This window comes from Massilia mucilaginosa (genome assembly GCF_011682145.1).
Lineage (GTDB): Bacteria > Pseudomonadota > Gammaproteobacteria > Burkholderiales > Burkholderiaceae_D > Telluria_A > Telluria_A mucilaginosa.
Window position 1 is genome coordinate 1 of sequence record NZ_WHJH01000245.1, and the last position, 366, is coordinate 366.

Consider the following 366-nt stretch of genomic DNA (forward strand, 5'->3'; position numbering starts at 1 on the left):
GTAGGCGCGGTCCAGTTCACTGGCAAGGGCCGTCAATATCGGCCCCGGCACTGCCGACAGGCCCAGCGTGCGGCAAATGATCGGGCGCGTTGATTCCCATTCAGCGCTGTCGAGCAGGCCGACGCGCGGATCGGCGTACCGCCAACTCGGGGCCACGAACACGTCGCGCCGGCGCAGCGCGGTACGCAATTCGGACAAAACGCAGAAAGTGTAAGCGTGGAAGTCGATGGCGTCATCCTCGCGCAGCACATGACGTTGCCAGGGCTTGCTGATGATTTCGCGCGGCGCATCGTTGCCGGGTCTCTTCGCCGTCATGTTCGCGCGAAGCCAAGCGAAGGCGGCGATGAACGGCTCGCCAGCGGCGTT

At 65.0% G+C, this 366-nt stretch carries 1 pseudogene; it reads right to left on the reverse strand.

The features are described from left to right. A pseudogene (locus F2P45_RS34705) lies at positions 1-366 on the reverse strand (Tn3 family transposase); the annotation flags it as partial.